The following is a 14,804-nucleotide window of genomic DNA, read 5'->3' on the forward strand; positions in this document are numbered from 1 at the left end:
GTCCCCGGTGTACTCCATGGCCCACACCTGATCGGAGGAGTAGAGGACCATGGCGTTGCGGAGGACGGCGCCGTCGATCCAGCCGCCCTCGATCTGCGCGATCTCAACCTCGTTCGCGATGGTGGACAGGTCAGTCACGTCCCAGGAGCCGGGCGTCTGGTCGGCGAGCGTGACGTCGGACCACTTGACCATCGCCGGATGCACGACAGAGCCCTTCGTGACGTTGATGGCGACGAGGACGTCCTTGTAGGCGCGCAGGGACTTACAGCGGTGCGCAGGATCCCAGGCAGGCAGCTCGACGAAGCGCGTCGCGGCTGGCAGGAAGGCGGCCGGCGTGTGGGTTGGGCGGTTGAGGTACGCGACCCCGCCCAGGAAGCAGCCGGTCCACTGTTCGTCGCTGGCGAGCGGCGCGCGGCCTGTGGGCGTGATGTCCTCGGGCGTCGTCGTGGGGTCGACGTAGCGGGTGATCGACCCGTCCACCGTGCCGAGCATGACATGGTCGTAGCCACTCGCGGGGCGGTAGCCGAAGCAGAACGTGGGGTCAGCCGAGAGGCCCGACTTCATGAGTCGGAAGATCGGCGCGCGAGACGCCTTCCCGTCGGCGAACCACACGTTGGTGCCGTAGGAGAAGGCGTTGCTCGGGAGGTCGTAGGGGTGAGGGTCGAGAAGCACACCCCGCTCCGCGAGGTTGCGGACAGGCAGGGTGGTCATGGGGTTCAGGCCTTCATGCAGAAGATGAGCTTGTAGAAGGGCGGGATGGCGTTCGTGGTGACGGTGTGAGAATGCTCGCCGTTCACCTCGATGCCGTGGCCGTGGGAGCCGTCGGCGTTCATGGAGACCCCGTGGGTGTGGACGCCGTCGGCGTTGATCCCGTGGGCGTGCGCCGCGCCGCTGCCGGCGGCTTCGGTCTGATCCGGTACAGTCGCTGTGCCAGCCCACGCAGCGGTGGGGCCCGAGATGACGCCAGACCCCGTGGGATGGTAAGTACCGTGCGTATGCGGCGGGAGCTGGTCGACTGTGAGGGACGCGCCGTGGGTGGCGCCGCCATGGTTGTGCGAGCCGGCCTCAAGGATGGAGATGCCGTGCGAGTGCGCGCCCGCCGCGACGACGATGTGTCCGTGCCCACCGTTCGACGAGGTCGACGCGGTGTACGACGCAGCGCCTCCCGTTGCGCCAACCTCCGGTGTCAGACCCCCGAGGATGAAGCGGTTGCGGAGATCGGGCGTGCCGTTCGTGCCGTCGCAGAGCAGCCAGCCGAGCGGCGGGGCGCTGAGGTAGAACGGGACGATGGCGCCGTAGGGTACCAACCGGTTGCCGTCCTGCATGATCGCGGGGGAGGACACGGGGCCGCTGAACGCGGTCCAGCCGCTCACCCGGTCGATGGTCATGTGGATGACGGGGAGTGTGCGGTTGGCGAGCGAGGAGAAGATGCGGAAGATGTTGGGCAGACGGTCGATGCTGAAGACCGGGCCGTTCGCCGCTCCCTCGAGATCGATCTGCGCGCCCTCTGTCGCGCTCGCGGGGGCCTCCACAGCGAGGACGCCGGGTACCGCGCCGCGGCCGATCACGCGGTTGATCTGCTCGCTGGACGCGGAGATCACCTCGGTGACGTTCGGGAAGGTGGACTTCAGGGCCTGCTTGATGAGGCGGATGTGCGGCGCGCTGGAGCGCACGGGGTCGGTGTCGAGCGGGTTCGTCGCGTCGAGCTGGTCGATGCGCGCTGCGTTTTCGATGGGCATGGAGGGCGGACCTGGTGGTGGCCCACACGGGCCCTGTTGGAGGGACCCGGCGGGGAACCGGAAGGCGGTAGGGTGTTCTGCGCGATGGGGTGGGGGTCATCCCCGTGGGGGTCGGGAATGATTAACAACAACGACGACATTAACCGGCGTTTTGAAGCGACTTCTGATCGAACCCATGGGGGTCAATGCACACTGTGGCGCACACTGGCGACCGAGCGTCGCGTTCGCCCATCTCAATCAACGCGCTAGGAATCACAGACACAAACCCAACGGATTGCTGACTGTGATTCCTAGAGCATGGACAAGGGGAGAGAGGGGATGGACGTAGAGACGTATAGGCGGGGCGAGGTGGAAGACCTGGTGTAATTCCACGCGTTGCTATGGTGGTATAGCTTCTCGATGTCGTGAAGATAAAAATGGATTCGCAACTGGGCGATCTGGCTTTGGTCGGGGCGACCTCTAAGGGATGCGCTTATTGGCAAATCGTGGCGCATCAATGAGTTAGCCAATCCGGCCCCGAATTATTCAATGCGAATGCGGAAAGTTTAGCGTTTGCGATTGCACCGATCCGCAGACGTGCTAGATAGAGATCACCGAACGGCGCCGACCAGCCGAACGCGGCGGACCAGACCCCGCACAAGTCTCCCCGACACAGAGGGGCGCGCACTGCGATAGGCCTTCCCGGCATCTACCTAGGGAACCACCACTAGCTCTTTCCTCCCGCGACGCCTCTTGAAGCGTGATCGTCTGGTCATGCTTCACGATGCGCCGAGCATCGCCGCCCAGTCGCACGGGCGGACCCTGCCAATGGAGAGAACATCATGATCACGCTCTGCTACCTGCCGATCAACGCGGCCTGGACGTTCATCTTCCACCACGCCGAGAGGGCCGCCCACACTGGTACGCCGATCTCGATGGGGAACTACGGAACCCTGTTCGACAACCGAGACGACGCAGCCCACGCAGCCGAGTTGATGGGGCTGAAGGTTGGACGCGGCGGCGAGACAGTCCCGGCCTGAAACTACACCGATCCGCCGACGTTCTATGCCTCGCGTCCGCCACATGGTCCGCCGTGTGGCGTGGTGAAGCATCGAGCTTCAACGCCCAGTCGCACGGGCGGTCCCTGCCAATGGAGAAGACATCATGACCCGCGACCAGCTCGCCTCCTCGCCCGCCCCGGTTTCCCTTGTGATGATCCCCGTATCTGACGGGCCGAAGCGCGGTGCCTACCGCTGGGCCATCTACTGCACCAGCGCCGAGGGCGGTCCCGCCGTCCTCTGGGGGCCCTACTGCGACCCCGAGATGTCGGACAAGGCGAAGAAGGCCGCCGCTGCCGCCGAGTGGCCCGGAATGGTCTACCAGCCGATGACCAACAACCGCGACTTCCCCGCCTTCCACTTCGCCCTAGAGTTCGGCCCGCAGTCCTGGGGTCGAGACGGCGCCGTGCAGGCGTTCGCAAAGACCCTGGCGCGACACATCGGGCGCTCCCTACAGATCACCGCGCTGACCGGCTGGAACGCCTCCCCCATCACCGCCGATCCCGCGGACTGACTACACCGATCCGCCGACCTAACCCTTCGTAGACCCTCACACCCGCGTGGTCCTTCGGGGCCGCGCGTAGTGAAGGCCTGCATAGCCGCGACGCGGCTCGCGCGAAGCGCCTTCGCCCCCGGATCGCACGGGGAGACCCCGCCACATGGAGACGTACAGACATGAAGCCTCGATACCTCGAGACGGTCGCCGCCGAGCTGCCAAACCTGCTGACCGGCCTTCGCGCCGTGTCCAAGGAAGAGTTCTTCGCCGAGGTGGGTCCGCGGGACATCGTCCTACGGACGCCGCGCTTCCTGGCGCGGCGTGGGCACCTACTGGATCGAGCCGATGTGACCGAGTGGGAGACCCGGCAGAGGATCCGCGTCGGGGTCTCCGTGAGCGGCTGGGCGGGCGCCCCCGCGCGTCCCGTCACGTCCTACTACCTCTCCGGGGAGGCCTGACCCATGGCCCACATCGAAACCGCCCGCGTCAGGGTGGGCAACAACAAGGGCCGCCCTCGCGTGTGGTTGGACGGCGCCCGGTTATTACGGGCCGGGTTCATCGGGGGCACGACGTACTTCTATCGCGCGGAGGCTGGGCGGCTGGTCTGCCAGCTTGAGCGTATGGAAGACCCCACGGGGGCCCGCAAGGTGACCGGCAGGCCAGACGGCAAGCCGATCATGGACCTCACGGGGTCGGACGTCCGCACCCTCCTCGGCGACACAGGCGCGACGCACGTCGACGTCACGTTTGAGCCGGGTCGCATCACCCTCACGCCCAGCAAGGAGGCCTGACCCATGGCCGCAACACCTCCCTGGAAGGTTTTCCGGCGCGGCGAGTACGTCGCGTCCTGCCACTACGCCGAGGACGCCGCTGCGGTCGTCGGGTTGTCTGGCGGAGACGTTCGGTTCGGCGGACACGCCAAGCGGGACATCGTGTTCACAGAGGGTGCCGAGGAAGTGAGCGCGGCGGATAGCTACGACGGCGCCGCTGCGGTCATGCGGGACCGCGTAGAGGCACGCCTTGCCGCCGCGCGGAGGGCCTAGCCCATGATCGCCCTGCTCTACTTCTGGCTCCTCGTCGCGATCCTCGGCGGGTTAGTCTTCGGCGCCGTCGCCGCGCGTGGGGGAGACCACGCGTGAGCCTCACATCCTACCGCGTGCGTCTCTTTGAGACGTACCGCGCGCTGGTCCCCACGCTGGTCGTGGAGTTCCCCGCCAAGTCGCGACGCGCTGCACGACGACACGCACACGCCGCGGCGCTGCTCGCCGGTTGTGCCTTCTGGACCGTGGAGGGCTGACGCATGGACGGCTTCCCGACCATCCCGCCGATCCTTCGCGACCCTCTTCCGCCCGACAGGTGGCGCGAGGTGGACGCCTTCTTATCGGGGGTCTTCTGGACCGCCTTATTGATGGCGGCACTGCTGCTCTTTCTGGTGTTCCCGTAGCCCGACCAGGTCACGACAGATGCTCGATGTGGGGCCCTGTCGTGACCGTTTTGTCGCAGCTCGACGCGAGACATTCTGTCAACCCGCTTACCGCTGGCGGAATGTCTCGCGACGTGCTGGACTCAGCGTCGCTTACACATCACATCGCGTTTCTCCCCTGGCGGGGGAGAGGGGAGACCCGTGCGAACGCACGATGCGCGCCGTCTGCCATGGCGCACCGTGTGGGGTCTCCCCGCCATCCGTCCAGAGAGGCCTACAGAGGCCTGCACGTCCCTCGATGGGGCTACCCTAGCGCGGCTGTTCGCAAAGCCCCTGGCGGCCCCTCCAAGCCCCTCCTAGCACCATGTGGAGACATCGCCATGCCTACACATCCCGATCATCCTCTGGTCGGACGTCGCGTATCGTGGCGTCCTCGCTCTCGGGGGGATCTCCGCGTCCTCGCCGCGTGGGCGGGGAGCTGGGTCGTAAGGCTCGTCGCCTCGTCCCCCTCGCCTGGGGTCGGCACCGCCGCCCTCGTCGCCCCTGAGACAGACGCAACGGCAGCGAAGAGTCTCACGCGCTGGGTCCCTGTCGAGCGGGTCAACCTGTTGTAGTTGCAGGGTTTGCCAATAAGCGCATCCCTAAGGCCAAGAGGCCTATCGTTAAGTCCAGCCGAACGGCCCTAGACGTTCCGCCCAACGATCAGAGGACGAGGGTCGAAGAACCCTCTCCTACACGGGGTCTCCCTCCGAAGGAGAACCACGCGAACAACTTCAAGTAATACAACCGTACTGCCTCACGCATTCGTAGGGAGGAACACAATGAGAACACTGGCGAATCGCGCTCTAAGCGTGTTGCATAACCTAACCTTCCCGTGGTTAGTCTTGGGTCCGCAGACTGGTGTAGGGCGTTTGGCCGGTCTGCAAGTATATCTGAGAAACAACCAGAGGTGCCAAGATGGCAAACCTGTCAAAGCCGATGCTCGGCCGTGGAGTGAATGCTCAAAAGCTCAAGCAGGAGCTGGGCGATTACATCAAGTCTCGACGCACTGCACTTGGATACACCCAGGCGCAGCTCGCGAAGGCTGTGGGAATGGAATACTATACGGCTGTTAGCGCTATCGAATTGGGCAGGAATGTGGTCCCGCCTGAGCGGTACTACGCGTTCTCCAAGGCCCTCGGGATAGACCCTCAGGAGTTCATGAAAGTTGTCTTGCAGAAGACTAACCCCTGGGCTTATGTAATGCTATTCGCGGCGGACCCTAAGTCAGCCTCGGACAGACTGAACGCATTCCTTCCCGAGCGTTTCGCCGCCTCGGGTAAACCCTCTGAACAGGATGGATAATGCTCTCCCCCGCCACGTTAGCCGCGCTGCAGACTGCGGCTGATTCTCTGATCGCCTACATGGCGCCTGTACTGACGGTCGGCCTGAAGCCCGAGTTCGTCATCGAGCGCACCGAAGACGGCCAGCCTTACTGCTGGTTCAGCGACGCCTCCCTCGTCGGAAAACTGGGATTTGTTCTGACCCCGCACAAAGATTCGCCCGAGGGTCCGATCAGCTTCGTCGTCCTGGCGGCTGATGGCTTCACCGTCCTGTTCCGCGGGCAAGATGCCGCCGAGCTGACGGGCAACGCCGTCCTGGGCCCCCTGGTCGCCGCGCTCTTCGTGGCCACCCCTGGCGAGGACCCCGCCTGATGCGCCTGTACTCCCGCGAGGACAGCCCCTTCCTCTACGTCGCGCTCCCCGACGGGCGCCGCGTCTCGACCGGCGAGAGCAACCGCCGGAAAGCCGCCGAGGCCGCCAAGCGGATCCTCGCCGAGCAGCCCGCCCAGGCGCAGCAGGATATGACCCTCGCCGACGCCCTGGACGCCTATGTGGCTCGCACCCGTGCGAATGGCGGGGAGAGCAGCGCCGACGCCTACCGCCGGCTCGCCGACAAGACCCTGGGCCTGATCGGGGAGGGCAGTCGCTTCGCCATCCCCGGCACCACCCGTCTGTCGAAGATCGACGGCCCCCTGATCGAGCGGCTCCGCATCGCGCGGGCCCTCGAGGGCAACAAGGCGGGGACGCTCGGCAACGAGCTGCGCCTCCTCCGCGCCGCCGGCCGGTATGCCGCCGAGATCCTCGGGGCCCGCCCCATGGCTGTCACGAAGTGGGACGTGCCCGCGGACGCCGAGAAGGACCGCTACCTCTCCCGCGAGGAGTACGCGCGACTGCTCGAGGCGCTGGACCCCGACCGTCCCTCTGCCATCGGCCGCGCCGCCAAGGTGGTCGCCCCGAACGCTCGCCTGCGGACGCAGCGCCAGGATGCCCTAGACCTGGTCGTGGTGCTGACCTTCACCGGGGCGCGCTGGCAGGAGGCCGCGTCGCTCACCCGCAGCCGGGTCGAGGCGAAGATCGCCACCCTCTACGCCAAGAAGACCGGCAAGAGCCGCTCGGTTCCCCTGATCGACGAGGTCGTGGAGGTGATCGCCCGGCGCTGCGCGTCGACGAACGGGGAGCTGCTCTTCCCGGGCGCCGCGGGGGACGTTCCGCGGGTCGCCTGCCGCCAGATTGGCCGGGCGATGGACGCCGCGGGGCTGAACGACCCCTCGCTGGTGCTGCAGTACGGCCGCGCCACGATCCACACCCTGCGGCACACCTATGCGTCCTGGCTGCGGCAGGCGGGTCTGGGCCTCGACGAGATCCAGCCGCTCCTGGGCCACGCGTCTATCTCGCAGACGAAGCGGTATGCTCGCGTGCAGGGCTCCGAGGTCATGAAGCGCGCCGCGGCGGCCCTGGCCATCTGATCGTGCCAATAAGCGCATCCCTTAGCCAGGGGTGCCCATCCCGGTCTAACACCGGTCTGCACACATAGGACATCCGATGGAAGACCAGACCAGCATCTTCGACTTCAAGCGTGAGGCTGACTGGGAGCAGCTCGCCGTTCAGCGCGCCGTGCGGCGCTATGAGGCGGCCCTCCTGGCGGCCCAGAAGAACGGCGACCCGGCCTCCATGCCGCCCGGGCGGCGCGTCCTCTATGAGACCGTGCGGCCCGTCGCGGCGCGGATCGAGGAGATGCGCTCGCAGGAGTACCCGACCCGGCCGCCGGATTGGCTCAACGTGTTTCAGTCCTTCGGGGCTGACGTCTTGGCCGTTGTGGCCGTCTGCACCGCCCTCCGCGCCGGGATTCTGACGGCGAGTGTCGTCGGCACGACTTGTACCGTGTTCAACAAGCGGGTCGGCGTCGTCCTGCGGGATCAGGCGGACCACGACCGGTTTGTCGCCGAGCAGGAGGCCGCCCAGCGCAAGGCCGTCGCGCCGCTCCGCAAGGCCGCCAAGGTGGCCGCCGCCCAGCAGGACGCCGAGTTAGTCCGCGAGCTGTCCAAGGTGCTGTCCGAGACGCACGCTGACCAGCTCCTGAAAGATTGGCGTCGCCGACACCCCGAGGCCAACCGCCGGGCCTGGGGTCGGTTCGCGGCGCGCATCACGGGCGCCAGGTCTACCAAGTGGTCCGAGGATCTCGTCAGCTCCATCGGCGGGGCCCTCGGCGACGCCCTGGTGACCGGCGCCCCGGAGTGGTTCGGCAAGGATCAGGTCGGCGACGGCCTCCCGACACACCGCCCGATGTGCATCACGCTGACCCCCAAGGCCGTCGAGGCGATGGCCGACGCGTCCGCCCGCGCAGAGATCGCCCGCCCGATGCTGCGCCCCATGATCATCCCCCCGCTGCCCTGGCAGTACCGCGAGAAGGAAGCCGCCTGATGCAGGCCCTCACCACGCCCCTCGAGATCAAAGAGAACGACATCGTGGCCGGAACGGGTCCGCGGCGCGAAGTCATCTTCGACCTGACCGGCTACAAGGGCCCGGTCGAGATCCTCGCCGCCCTCCGCAGGGCCTACAACCTCGGCCGCCGCGACCAGCGGGAAGAGACCGGGGCGATCCTGCGGGGGATCATGGCATGACCCGCGAGGACATTGAGGAGATCCGCGAGCGCATCCAGCGCCTCGAGGAGGAGCTGGGCGAGGCTCGGATCGAGCTGCGTGAAGCGCTGGCCGCCCTGAAGGACGAAGAGGAATGACCCCGCCCTATATTATCGTGCCTGGGGTCTTCTCCCCGGCGCTTTGCCACAAGCTCATCGACCTCCACGGCACGACCAACCGCGAGAGCGGCTTCATGTGGCCGCAGGAGGACGGCAAGTACGCCGAGCGGATCGAGCCCAGTCTGAAGAGCCGCACGGACCACTATGTGACGGACCCGGTGACGACCTACGACCTCGTCAATGCCCTCACGAACCGCCTGATCCGACCGAATCTACCCCGCGAGTTCTGGCACATCGAGCGCCACCTCGTCGCCCGCTATGACGCGCCCGGCGGCCGGTTCGCCCCGCACACGGACAACCTGTTCCCCGGCACCCGGCATCGCCAGTGGGCGGTCTCCGTGGCGCTGAACCACGACTTCGATGGGGGCTTCCTCTGCCTCCACGACGGGCCCGGCCGGGGTATCGGCCCGCGCGCCGAGGCGGGTGACGCCGTGGTCTTCCCCTGCTCGCGGGAACACTCGGTCGCCCCCGTCACCCGCGGCTCCCGCTACGCCTACCTGACCTTCCTCTTCGACGACGCACACGAAGCCATCCGGCAGCGCGAGCTGGCCGAGCTGGCGATCCCAGGAGCCTGAACGATCATGGACGCACTCGAGGGCGGTTACTTCACCCACCGGCTCCCCGCGGTCCTCTCGACCGGACACCGCCACACCAGCGGTCTCCCCGAGCGGCCTATCTCCCAGCTCGACCTCGACGTGTCGAACACGCTGGGGGCGACCCCCTGGTCCCTGAACCGGGGCCTGCTGTGGACCGCGCGTACCCTGTTCGCCGCCCCCGAGGCGTGCGCCCTGATCCCTGGAGATTCCTTTCTGACCGTCCCCGAGAAGCTGGGCGACGACGTGTGGACCGGCATGGATGACGCCGCTCGCAAGAAGCACAAGGCGCAGCTCGGCAAGATCCACGGCGAGAACGCCTCGCGTCACGGCAAGCGGCAGGCCTTCCTCGACGCCCTGATGACGTGCGACGACATGGAGGAGCATCCGCGCTTCTTCTTCCCCTGGGTGATGGACTTCCGGGGTCGCCGCTACCCGGCCGCCTGCGGGGGTCTGAGCCCCCAGGGCAACGACCTGTCGAAGAACCTGATCCACTTCGCCGATGGCAAGCCGCTGGGCCCCACAGGCCTCTACTGGCTCTGCGTGCGGGCGGCCTCCTCGTTCGGGCACGACAAGCTCCCCCTGGACGCCCGCGTGGCCTGGGCCATGGACAACGTCGAGCTGTTCGAACGCATCGCCCGGAACCCGCTCGACTGGCGCCTCTGGTCCTACTGCCAGGAGACCGGCGAGGAGATCGGCGAGCCCTGGGCCTTCCTGGCGACTGCCATCGAGCTGGCCCAGGCGTTCCAGACGTCGCAGACCTACCGCGACGAATACCTCTCGCATCTCCCCATCCCGTTAGACGGGACGTGCAACGGTCTGCAGCACCTGTCCGCCATGGGGCTCGACCCCAAGGGCGCCCTCGAGACCAACCTCACGTCCTCCCCCGAGCGCCGGGACATCTATGTCGCCGTGGCGGACCACGCCCGCCGGCTGGTCGAGTTGGCCGCCGCCAAGGGAGTCCCCGAGGCGCTGGTCTGGATGGGTCACGTCAACCGCGGCGCTGTGAAGCGTGGCGTCCTGGCGACCCCCTACGGCGTCAGCGACGAGGGGATCCGCCGGCAGCTCCTGCAGGACGGCAAGGTCCCGCACTCAGACCTGGTCAGCCCGAAGGACGCCGCCGGCTTCTTCCGAGACTGCATGGTGGACGCCCTCTCTGGCACAGTCACGGCGGCCAAGGAGATCATGGCGTGGCTCCAGACGTGCGCCTTCAAGATGGGCGAGGCGGGCGTACCCTTCGATTGGACGACCCCCACGGGCTCCACGATCCGGCAGGCCTACCACGTCACGGCGAGCCGTCAGGTCCGCACCCTGGTGGGCGCGCTGCGGCTGGTCGAGGAGGTTCCGGGGTCGCCCCTGGACGCCAAGAAGCAGGCCCTGGGGGCGGCGCCCAACGTCGTCCACTCGTTCGACGCCTCGCACCTCGCGTCGACCGTCAGTGCGTGCGCCCGCCACTACGGCATGAAGGACTTCGCCATGATCCATGACAGCTACGGCACGCACGCCGCGGACACGACTACCATGTCGGCCGTCCTCCGCAGCACCTTCGTCAAGATGTACAGCGTGAACCAGCTCGAGCGGCTGGCCGAAGGGTTCGCCCTGGCCGCCCCGCATGTGGACCTCCCGCCCCCGCCGGCTCGCGGCTCGTTCGACATCACGGAGGTCACCAAGGCTCCCTTCTTCTTCTCCTGACTACACCGATCCGCACACCTAACACTGCCGACGTGCCAATAAGCGCATCCCTTAGGCGAGGGTGCCCATGCCCCCTCAAAGGAACCTCCTGATGAACCTCTCCGACCTCCCTGCCAGCGCCGTGTCCGCCCTCCGGGTCGAGACGGTCTCCACCATGCTCTCCCTGGCCCGCACCCTGGACGCGCGCTCTGCCAGCAAGGCCGGGCAGATCCTCGCGGCGGCGGCCCTCTTCGTCCGCGCCCTGGACGCCGCCGGGCTGAACCTCGCGGACGCCCCCGAGCGCCTCGCGATCTGCCTCTCCACCCTGGCGCAGGACGAGTTCGCCCTGACCGGCATCGAGATGGCCACGGCGCGCTCCATGGCGGTGGACGACACGGTCCTCCCCGAGCAGGCGGCCGATGCCCTGGCGATGGCCGAGGCCGGCGTCGCCTGACGTCTCCACGACCCCACAACCAGACATCCTTACGGAGAGCCACATGGCCAAGTTCAAGAACGGCGACGTGTGCCGCGTGACGAAGATCGGTAACGACTACATGGGCCAGCGGAGGCTAGTCGTCGGCGACATCGTGACGGTCCTCGAGGACGACAGCTCCTGTCCGTGGGTCCAGCGCCGCGGGCACTCCGACACCAAGCACGAGATCGCCTGCGGCGAGGGGTGCCTCGAGCTGGCCGTGGAGCCGGCGACCCTCGTCCCGATGACCACCGAAGAGGGCAGGCTCCTCCAGCCCGGCCCCGAGGTATTCGTTCTGGTTCGTGACGGTGTCCATCCGCGCGATGCGGGCGAGCGGAACTACGAGGACCGCTACGAAGACAACGCGGAGTTCGTGCTGTCCTCGCAGGACGGCTCTACCTGCCCGTACTTCGAACAGGTCTTTCCGCAGGGGTCCAGCCGCGGCACGCAGTGCATCTACTGGACGAACCTCGCCCGGAAGATCGAGACCCCCGCCCAGGACCCGCGCGCGGCGAAGCTGGTCGAGGTCATCAAGACCCGCCTGACGTCCATCGCCGGCTATGACGCCCGTCACACGGACACCTACGCCCAGAACAGCCGCACCGTGTTGCAGGCGATGCTCTACGACGCAGGCTACCACGTCGAGACCGTCCAGGCCGTCCCAGCCGTGGCCGCCATCCCGGCGTCCGTGACGATCTCCTGATCGTCTCCACAACTCCACATCCCCACGCAAGGACAACCACATGGCGAAGACCCCGCTGATCATCCTGACGACCATCGCCGCGCCCATGCTCTTCAGCTTCCTGAAGGCGCCCGACACGAAGGCTCCCGAGGGCGCGAGCTTCAAGCCCGACGGCAAGTACAAGGCCACGGTCGCCCTGGATGACGTGCCCGAGGATCACCGCGCCGCGATCCTGAAGCTCGCCAAGGAGACCTTCGGCGAGAACTACCCCGGCGACGAAGACGTGAAGATGCCGTGGAACGACGGCGACGACCGCAACGACGAGGAGCTGCACGGCAAGACCCTGCTGATCGCCAAGTCGAAGTTCCAGCCGAAGTTCGCCGATGCGCGCGGCAAGCCGCTCCCCAAGGGCGTGTTCCCGCGGGCCGGCGACAAGGTGCGCCTGAAGTACAGCCTGTTCCCCTACGAGAAGACGGAGAATGTCCGCGAGGGCAAGAAGACCGTCGTCGTGAAGGTGTTCGGCGTGTCCGCCCGCCTGCTGGGCGTTCAGGTCGTCGAGCGCGGCCAGGGCGGCGATGCCGGCGGCGGCTTCGATGCGGTCGAGGGCGGCTGGAGCGCCGAGGGCGAGGAAGGCTTCCACGACGAGACCCCCGCGTCCTCCAACGGCGGCAGCGCGCCGAGCGGCGATGCGGACTTCTGAGGGTCTCCTAGACCGGGCTGGTCAGGCGCTTCGGCGTCTGGCCCTCGCCTCGGCGCTTCACCTGTTCGTCGCCTGCACGCCCTGCCCTCCGCAACGGAAGGTGGGGCGCAACGGCAGGATCTACTGGGGTGAGACCTACGCGGCTGTTGCTGGCGTGCTGCAGCGCGAGTTCGCCCTGGCCCTTCCCGACGTCGATCCGCACACGCGCGGGGTCGTCGTGGGCCTGGAGAGCATCTTCCCGAAACCCAAGAAGACCATCCTGTTCCGCCCCAAGGGCGACACCGACAACCTCGCCAAGAGCCCGCTCGACGCCATCACGAAGACGCAGCGGCTCTGGGAGGACGACGACCAGGTCGAGCGCCTGTTCACCGCCAAGCGATGGGCCGAACCCGGCGAGATCGAAGGCGTCCACCTCATCATCAACACTCTGGAGGACTGACCCCATGGCCCCACTGAAGACGCTGAACGCCCTCATCGAGCTGCTCGCGGCGGTGGGGCCCAGCGAAGCCCGCCTGCTCGGCATCGAAGACCTCGAGCCGGGTCTGGCCGCCGCCTACGACCAGCTCACCGGAATCTGGCAGGGCCTGACCGGCGCGGTCCACCCGGCGACCCTGGAGACCGACGTGGTCGACCAGCTCTCGCTGGCCTTCCCGATCACCCCCTGGAGCCACTACTGATGGATGACCTCGAGAAGCGCGTACAGGCGGCCGTCGACGCCGCCGGGTTCACCGACGCGCAGCGGTGTGTGGTCGCCGCCTGCGCCCTTCTGGGCGGCATGAAGGCCCTCGCCGGGATGCGCGAGGACATCCTCGCCGACCTCGATGCGTACAACCGCGAGTTTACGCAGCTCGCCGAAGAGACCCTCACGGAGGCCGGCGCATGAACGTGACCCGCAAGGCAAACGCGACCTTCTCCAAGGTCGAGGTGATAGCCGCCCTGAAGGCCTACTACCCGAACAACATGGTCATCCAGGGTCTGCCCGACGCGACCGACGCGGCGAGCAACAAGCTGGTCACCATGGAGGGCGGCCCCGCGGCGGTCATTCTGGAGTGGGTGACCCGCTGATGGACCGCGAGGAGAGCAGCAGCACGGCCATCGAGAAGGGGCCCTGCGACTGCGGCTCCTCCGACGGCCGAGCGGTCTACGACGACGGGCACGCCTACTGCTTCGTCTGCGAGACCTTCACCCCCGGCGATGGAGACGTCTCCACAACCCCTCGAGGAGGCAAGCGCATGGACTACGACTTCCTCGAGGGCGAGGTGACGGCCCTCCGCAAGCGCGGGATCTCCGCGGAGACTTGCAAGAAGTTCGGCTACCTCGTCGGCCAGAAGGGCAACGGCGAGATGGTGCAGATCGCGCCCTATCACGACCTCTCCACGGGCGAGCTGTGCGCGCAGAAGCTCCGCGGGGCCGACAAGTCGAGCATGCCGATCATCGGCGACATCGACCGTGCCGGCCTCTTCGGGCAGCAACTGTGGCGCGGCGGTGGGAAGCGGCTGGTCATCACCGAGGGCGAGCTGGACTGCCTGTCCGTCGCCCAGGCCTTCAACCTGTCCTGGCCCGTGGTCTCCGTGAAGCGGGGCGCCAAGGGGGCCGTGAAGGACGTGAAGCAGAGCCTCGAGTTCGTCGAGGGCTACGAAAACGTCTGCCTCTGGTTCGACGCAGATGAGCATGGCCGCAAGGCGCGCGAGGAAGTCGCTCTCCTCATCACCCCCGGCAAAGTCCGCATCGTGGAGACCCCAGCATGAAGAACCGCCAGACCCTCCGCATGGACGTCGACAAGGCTTACGACGAGGCCTGTCTCCGCGGCAGCGCCGAGGCATGGCGCGACTTCTTCGTGGTGCAGCGCGCCTACTTCCAGGCGTGTGGCTACCAGACCCGCGAGCCTGTGTGACGTCTATACAACCCCAC

Annotated in this window: 25 protein-coding genes; 23 read left to right on the plus strand and 2 right to left on the minus strand. The window is 67.2% G+C overall.

The annotated features are described in order from the left end of the window. A partial coding sequence (locus ACVBD7_RS26825; protein WP_458098559.1) for a hypothetical protein occupies positions 1-711 on the minus strand: 711 nt, incomplete at its 3' end. A gap of 5 nt (positions 712-716) precedes the next feature. Beyond that, positions 717-1,739: a hypothetical protein gene (locus ACVBD7_RS26830; protein ID WP_458098560.1), complete on the minus strand. Its 1,023-nt coding sequence runs from the start codon at positions 1,737-1,739 to the stop codon at positions 717-719. An 821-nt stretch (positions 1,740-2,560) separates the two neighbouring features. Between ACVBD7_RS26830 and ACVBD7_RS26835 the strand changes: the two genes are divergently transcribed. The 23 genes from ACVBD7_RS26835 to ACVBD7_RS26945 all read left to right on the plus strand — a co-directional run bounded on the left by ACVBD7_RS26835 (position 2,561) and on the right by ACVBD7_RS26945 (position 14,787). Further along, on the plus strand, positions 2,561-2,758 hold the full coding sequence (locus ACVBD7_RS26835; protein WP_458098561.1) for a hypothetical protein: 198 nt from the start codon (positions 2,561-2,563) through the stop codon (positions 2,756-2,758). 124 nt (positions 2,759-2,882) lie between these two features. Continuing rightward, positions 2,883-3,290 (plus strand): hypothetical protein, encoded by a 408-nt coding sequence (locus ACVBD7_RS26840; RefSeq protein WP_458098562.1) that lies wholly within the window; start codon positions 2,883-2,885, stop codon positions 3,288-3,290. 161 nt (positions 3,291-3,451) lie between these two features. After that, positions 3,452-3,730 (plus strand): hypothetical protein, encoded by a 279-nt coding sequence (locus ACVBD7_RS26845; protein ID WP_458098563.1) that lies wholly within the window; start codon positions 3,452-3,454, stop codon positions 3,728-3,730. A 3-nt stretch (positions 3,731-3,733) separates the two neighbouring features. Beyond that, the gene (locus ACVBD7_RS26850; RefSeq protein ID WP_458098564.1) at positions 3,734-4,063 is read left to right on the plus strand and encodes a hypothetical protein; all 330 of its coding nucleotides are present in this window, start codon (positions 3,734-3,736) and stop codon (positions 4,061-4,063) included. A gap of 3 nt (positions 4,064-4,066) precedes the next feature. Next, complete coding sequence (locus ACVBD7_RS26855) at positions 4,067-4,315, plus strand: hypothetical protein (protein ID WP_458098565.1); 249 nt, start codon at positions 4,067-4,069, stop codon at positions 4,313-4,315. 92 nt (positions 4,316-4,407) lie between these two features. Beyond that, on the plus strand, positions 4,408-4,569 hold the full coding sequence (locus tag ACVBD7_RS26860; RefSeq protein ID WP_458098566.1) for a hypothetical protein: 162 nt from the start codon (positions 4,408-4,410) through the stop codon (positions 4,567-4,569). A gap of 3 nt (positions 4,570-4,572) precedes the next feature. Beyond that, positions 4,573-4,716 (plus strand): hypothetical protein, encoded by a 144-nt coding sequence (locus tag ACVBD7_RS26865; protein ID WP_458098567.1) that lies wholly within the window; start codon positions 4,573-4,575, stop codon positions 4,714-4,716. A gap of 936 nt (positions 4,717-5,652) precedes the next feature. Then, a complete protein-coding gene (locus ACVBD7_RS26870) occupies positions 5,653-6,039 on the plus strand; it encodes a helix-turn-helix domain-containing protein (RefSeq protein WP_458098568.1) in 387 nt (128 codons plus the stop codon). Continuing rightward, on the plus strand, positions 6,039-6,389 hold the full coding sequence (locus tag ACVBD7_RS26875; protein ID WP_458098569.1) for a hypothetical protein: 351 nt from the start codon (positions 6,039-6,041) through the stop codon (positions 6,387-6,389). Before ACVBD7_RS26870 ends, ACVBD7_RS26875 begins: the two co-directional genes overlap by 1 nt. Beyond that, positions 6,389-7,483: a tyrosine-type recombinase/integrase gene (locus ACVBD7_RS26880; protein ID WP_458098570.1), complete on the plus strand. Its 1,095-nt coding sequence runs from the start codon at positions 6,389-6,391 to the stop codon at positions 7,481-7,483. Before ACVBD7_RS26875 ends, ACVBD7_RS26880 begins: the two co-directional genes overlap by 1 nt. A 76-nt stretch (positions 7,484-7,559) precedes the next feature. Further along, positions 7,560-8,438 (plus strand): hypothetical protein, encoded by an 879-nt coding sequence (locus tag ACVBD7_RS26885; protein WP_458098571.1) that lies wholly within the window; start codon positions 7,560-7,562, stop codon positions 8,436-8,438. Next, positions 8,438-8,638 carry a hypothetical protein gene (locus ACVBD7_RS26890; RefSeq protein WP_458098572.1) on the plus strand — a complete coding sequence of 67 codons (201 nt, stop codon included), beginning with the start codon at positions 8,438-8,440 and terminating at the stop codon, positions 8,636-8,638. Before ACVBD7_RS26885 ends, ACVBD7_RS26890 begins: the two co-directional genes overlap by 1 nt. 112 nt (positions 8,639-8,750) lie before the next feature. Then, positions 8,751-9,350, plus strand: coding sequence for a 2OG-Fe(II) oxygenase (locus ACVBD7_RS26895; protein ID WP_458098573.1), 600 nt, complete (start codon positions 8,751-8,753; stop codon positions 9,348-9,350). Positions 9,351-9,356: 6 nt separating this feature from the next. Continuing rightward, positions 9,357-11,060, plus strand: coding sequence for a DNA-directed RNA polymerase (locus tag ACVBD7_RS26900; RefSeq protein WP_458098574.1), 1,704 nt, complete (start codon positions 9,357-9,359; stop codon positions 11,058-11,060). Between the two features lie 91 nt (positions 11,061-11,151). Beyond that, complete coding sequence (locus tag ACVBD7_RS26905; protein WP_458098575.1) at positions 11,152-11,493, plus strand: hypothetical protein; 342 nt, start codon at positions 11,152-11,154, stop codon at positions 11,491-11,493. A 43-nt stretch (positions 11,494-11,536) separates the two neighbouring features. After that, positions 11,537-12,214, plus strand: coding sequence for a hypothetical protein (locus ACVBD7_RS26910; RefSeq protein WP_458098576.1), 678 nt, complete (start codon positions 11,537-11,539; stop codon positions 12,212-12,214). A 40-nt stretch (positions 12,215-12,254) separates the two neighbouring features. Continuing rightward, complete coding sequence (locus tag ACVBD7_RS26915; protein ID WP_458098577.1) at positions 12,255-12,893, plus strand: hypothetical protein; 639 nt, start codon at positions 12,255-12,257, stop codon at positions 12,891-12,893. Positions 12,894-12,993: 100 nt separating this feature from the next. Next, positions 12,994-13,332, plus strand: coding sequence for a RusA family crossover junction endodeoxyribonuclease (locus ACVBD7_RS26920; RefSeq protein WP_458098578.1), 339 nt, complete (start codon positions 12,994-12,996; stop codon positions 13,330-13,332). A 4-nt stretch (positions 13,333-13,336) separates the two neighbouring features. Beyond that, a complete protein-coding gene (locus ACVBD7_RS26925; RefSeq protein WP_458098579.1) occupies positions 13,337-13,570 on the plus strand; it encodes a hypothetical protein in 234 nt (77 codons plus the stop codon). Continuing rightward, a complete protein-coding gene (locus ACVBD7_RS26930) occupies positions 13,570-13,776 on the plus strand; it encodes a hypothetical protein (protein WP_458098580.1) in 207 nt (68 codons plus the stop codon). The genes ACVBD7_RS26925 and ACVBD7_RS26930 overlap by 1 nt, the downstream gene beginning before the upstream one ends. Next, the gene (locus ACVBD7_RS26935; RefSeq protein ID WP_458098581.1) at positions 13,773-13,958 is read left to right on the plus strand and encodes a hypothetical protein; all 186 of its coding nucleotides are present in this window, start codon (positions 13,773-13,775) and stop codon (positions 13,956-13,958) included. The genes ACVBD7_RS26930 and ACVBD7_RS26935 overlap by 4 nt, the downstream gene beginning before the upstream one ends. Beyond that, positions 13,958-14,641, plus strand: coding sequence for a toprim domain-containing protein (locus ACVBD7_RS26940; RefSeq protein WP_458098582.1), 684 nt, complete (start codon positions 13,958-13,960; stop codon positions 14,639-14,641). Before ACVBD7_RS26935 ends, ACVBD7_RS26940 begins: the two co-directional genes overlap by 1 nt. Continuing rightward, positions 14,638-14,787, plus strand: coding sequence for a hypothetical protein (locus tag ACVBD7_RS26945; RefSeq protein WP_458098583.1), 150 nt, complete (start codon positions 14,638-14,640; stop codon positions 14,785-14,787). Before ACVBD7_RS26940 ends, ACVBD7_RS26945 begins: the two co-directional genes overlap by 4 nt. Positions 14,788-14,804 lie beyond the last annotated feature (17 nt).

This window comes from Roseomonas sp. WA12 (assembly GCF_054165765.1).

What these genes read in the sequence shown, in the direction of transcription:
- ACVBD7_RS26830 (WP_458098560.1), bottom strand. Translation starts at nt 1,739, where the DNA reads ATGCCCATCGAAAACGCAGCGCGCATCGACCAGCTCGACGCGACGAAC.
- ACVBD7_RS26835 (WP_458098561.1), top strand. Translation starts at nt 2,561, where the DNA reads ATGATCACGCTCTGCTACCTGCCGATCAACGCGGCCTGGACGTTCATC.
- ACVBD7_RS26840 (WP_458098562.1), top strand. Translation starts at nt 2,883, where the DNA reads ATGACCCGCGACCAGCTCGCCTCCTCGCCCGCCCCGGTTTCCCTTGTG.
- ACVBD7_RS26845 (WP_458098563.1), top strand. Translation starts at nt 3,452, where the DNA reads ATGAAGCCTCGATACCTCGAGACGGTCGCCGCCGAGCTGCCAAACCTG.
- ACVBD7_RS26850 (WP_458098564.1), top strand. Translation starts at nt 3,734, where the DNA reads ATGGCCCACATCGAAACCGCCCGCGTCAGGGTGGGCAACAACAAGGGC.
- ACVBD7_RS26855 (WP_458098565.1), top strand. Translation starts at nt 4,067, where the DNA reads ATGGCCGCAACACCTCCCTGGAAGGTTTTCCGGCGCGGCGAGTACGTC.
- ACVBD7_RS26865 (WP_458098567.1), top strand. Translation starts at nt 4,573, where the DNA reads ATGGACGGCTTCCCGACCATCCCGCCGATCCTTCGCGACCCTCTTCCG.
- ACVBD7_RS26870 (WP_458098568.1), top strand. Translation starts at nt 5,653, where the DNA reads ATGGCAAACCTGTCAAAGCCGATGCTCGGCCGTGGAGTGAATGCTCAA.
- ACVBD7_RS26875 (WP_458098569.1), top strand. Translation starts at nt 6,039, where the DNA reads ATGCTCTCCCCCGCCACGTTAGCCGCGCTGCAGACTGCGGCTGATTCT.
- ACVBD7_RS26880 (WP_458098570.1), top strand. Translation starts at nt 6,389, where the DNA reads ATGCGCCTGTACTCCCGCGAGGACAGCCCCTTCCTCTACGTCGCGCTC.
- ACVBD7_RS26885 (WP_458098571.1), top strand. Translation starts at nt 7,560, where the DNA reads ATGGAAGACCAGACCAGCATCTTCGACTTCAAGCGTGAGGCTGACTGG.
- ACVBD7_RS26890 (WP_458098572.1), top strand. Translation starts at nt 8,438, where the DNA reads ATGCAGGCCCTCACCACGCCCCTCGAGATCAAAGAGAACGACATCGTG.
- ACVBD7_RS26895 (WP_458098573.1), top strand. Translation starts at nt 8,751, where the DNA reads ATGACCCCGCCCTATATTATCGTGCCTGGGGTCTTCTCCCCGGCGCTT.
- ACVBD7_RS26900 (WP_458098574.1), top strand. Translation starts at nt 9,357, where the DNA reads ATGGACGCACTCGAGGGCGGTTACTTCACCCACCGGCTCCCCGCGGTC.
- ACVBD7_RS26905 (WP_458098575.1), top strand. Translation starts at nt 11,152, where the DNA reads ATGAACCTCTCCGACCTCCCTGCCAGCGCCGTGTCCGCCCTCCGGGTC.
- ACVBD7_RS26910 (WP_458098576.1), top strand. Translation starts at nt 11,537, where the DNA reads ATGGCCAAGTTCAAGAACGGCGACGTGTGCCGCGTGACGAAGATCGGT.
- ACVBD7_RS26915 (WP_458098577.1), top strand. Translation starts at nt 12,255, where the DNA reads ATGGCGAAGACCCCGCTGATCATCCTGACGACCATCGCCGCGCCCATG.
- ACVBD7_RS26925 (WP_458098579.1), top strand. Translation starts at nt 13,337, where the DNA reads ATGGCCCCACTGAAGACGCTGAACGCCCTCATCGAGCTGCTCGCGGCG.
- ACVBD7_RS26930 (WP_458098580.1), top strand. Translation starts at nt 13,570, where the DNA reads ATGGATGACCTCGAGAAGCGCGTACAGGCGGCCGTCGACGCCGCCGGG.
- ACVBD7_RS26935 (WP_458098581.1), top strand. Translation starts at nt 13,773, where the DNA reads ATGAACGTGACCCGCAAGGCAAACGCGACCTTCTCCAAGGTCGAGGTG.
- ACVBD7_RS26940 (WP_458098582.1), top strand. Translation starts at nt 13,958, where the DNA reads ATGGACCGCGAGGAGAGCAGCAGCACGGCCATCGAGAAGGGGCCCTGC.
- ACVBD7_RS26945 (WP_458098583.1), top strand. Translation starts at nt 14,638, where the DNA reads ATGAAGAACCGCCAGACCCTCCGCATGGACGTCGACAAGGCTTACGAC.